This window comes from Massilia sp. DJPM01 (genome assembly GCF_030348125.1).
Classification (GTDB): domain Bacteria; phylum Pseudomonadota; class Gammaproteobacteria; order Burkholderiales; family Burkholderiaceae_D; genus Telluria_A; species Telluria_A frigida.
Genome location: NZ_JAQOZV010000159.1, coordinates 1 through 1,729, shown reverse-complemented (window position 1 = coordinate 1,729; position 1,729 = coordinate 1). Strand labels below are relative to the sequence as shown.

Sequence of the window (1,729 nt, the reverse complement as noted above, 5' to 3'; positions counted from 1 at the left end):
TGCGCTGCGGATCAATGTCAAGCTGGTCCAGGAAGTAATCGCTGCCGGTCCATTTGTTTTTATCGGTGAACAGCGGGTCGGTTTCGACCAGATAGCCGGCGCCCTCGCCCGGTTTCAGGGAGAACAGATTGCCGGTCGGGGCTTTCCAGTCCGTGTTGCTGGTCAGGGTGACGTTCGGCACGTTCGGATCGGTGACCCGGCCGTTGATGTCTTTGGGGTTGGAGCCGACGACACCGGCGACCGTTTTCTCCGCAACCGTCACGGGACGCGCGGCCGCGAATTTGGCGAACGAGGTCGTCAGGTCGCCGATGGCCGTCTGCTGCGCTGCGCGCGCATTGCCCGCGATGACGCTGCCAGGCAGGGCATTACCTGCCACCTGGCCCTTGACAACGGGCTGGGCGCTCGTGCCAACCGTAACGTCCGCTGCGCCGCCGCTGCCTTGTTGCTGGGCAACGGCGTCACCCTGATGCCGGCCAGTTCAGAAAAATCGTTTTGCAATTGGCTCTATTGCATGAGCTGGAACACGGCTTCAGGATAACGATATGGACGGGTCCAGCTTTTCGATCTATCCCTTATTTGGCTCAATGCCGTTTCGAGTGGAACTTTACGCGGCGACGGAAACGTGATGTTGCCAAACCGCGTGGATTCCCCCACCCCTCGCCCCCAAGGGCGGGGAAGTCCTTGCCGCCGGACGGGCTCGCGGGCCGGATGCCAACCCCGCATCCAACCCTAAGCCCTTGAGCGTAAAGGCATTTTCAGTGCCGTCAAGGGTTCGCTGCGCCGGGCTATGCCCGCCCTTGACTGCACCGAAAACGCCGTTGCGGTTGGGCCTCTCCAACCGACCACGCCCCCAGGAAGGGCAAAGTGCGGCTTGTCAACTTCCACTCGAAACGACATTGGGCCATTGGGCCGCCCACCACGACACTTACCCCACCATTACAGACAACCCATTGGAAACCGCGAAATCAATTCCCTCCTTTATTATTTCCACTTTCTCCAGAAAGTCATCCGGCAGACTACCAGACACATTTTCATCACTCCAATATTTCTCAAAAATCTTAATCTCATTCCCAAACCGAACCAACTCATCGCCGAGAAGGACAAATCCATCGTCGGAATCTGCCCGTTCTGTTAACGATGAGATCAATGGAAGATCTAATTTCCGCCCTACAGATTCCCAATAAAAATCTATCGTGACGGCAGATCCCAAATAGAGATCGAGAAATCGATCCTCCTGCGGCGCTACGCGTGAGCTAAAAATATGATATGCCATCATTACCACTATTTCTTAAAAACAATCACATTATCTTTACCCAGAATTTTTTGAGCTTCACGAACCAATTCCTGGAACCTATCACTGTTCCCATATTCCAAATAAACTTTGGCTACAGTGTTGTTGATCCTCGCTTCCTCCTTGAGGACACGCATAGCATTTTTGGTTTTTTCAAGCACGTCTGAATTCGCGTTTTTTCCTGGCCCACCAACTTGAATCAACTCACCATTTTTCCCAATGACATCAATGCCAGAAACTCCCTCGCTATTTTTTATCGGCGTATCCTCGAGAATCAATTTTCCGTCTTTATATCGTGCTTGTACAGCTGAACGACCACCTATCATCTCAGCCACTTTTAGTTCGCGTTCAAGTGCCAATAATTTTCTAGGTCCCAATCCATCGACGACGCCAACATCGCCTCCGCTTGTCGCAATAAAGTTTGGCGAAATTGGAGGA

General features: G+C 53.1%; 3 protein-coding genes. All 3 read right to left on the bottom strand.

Annotated elements, in window-relative coordinates:
* Positions 1–376: hypothetical protein (locus PO883_RS34345; protein WP_289313786.1), on the bottom strand; the 376-nt coding region annotated here is incomplete at its 3' end.
* A gap of 549 nt (positions 377–925) precedes the next feature.
* Positions 926–1,276, bottom strand: coding sequence for a hypothetical protein (locus PO883_RS34340; protein WP_289313785.1), 351 nt, complete (start codon positions 1,274–1,276; stop codon positions 926–928).
* A gap of 5 nt (positions 1,277–1,281) precedes the next feature.
* The coding region (locus tag PO883_RS34335) for a hypothetical protein (protein WP_289313784.1) at positions 1,282–1,729 on the bottom strand (448 nt) is incomplete at its 5' end.

Excerpts from the sequence above, each read along its gene's own strand:
- PO883_RS34340 (WP_289313785.1), bottom strand. The coding sequence starts at position 1,276 with ATGATGGCATATCATATTTTTAGCTCACGCGTAGCGCCGCAGGAGGAT.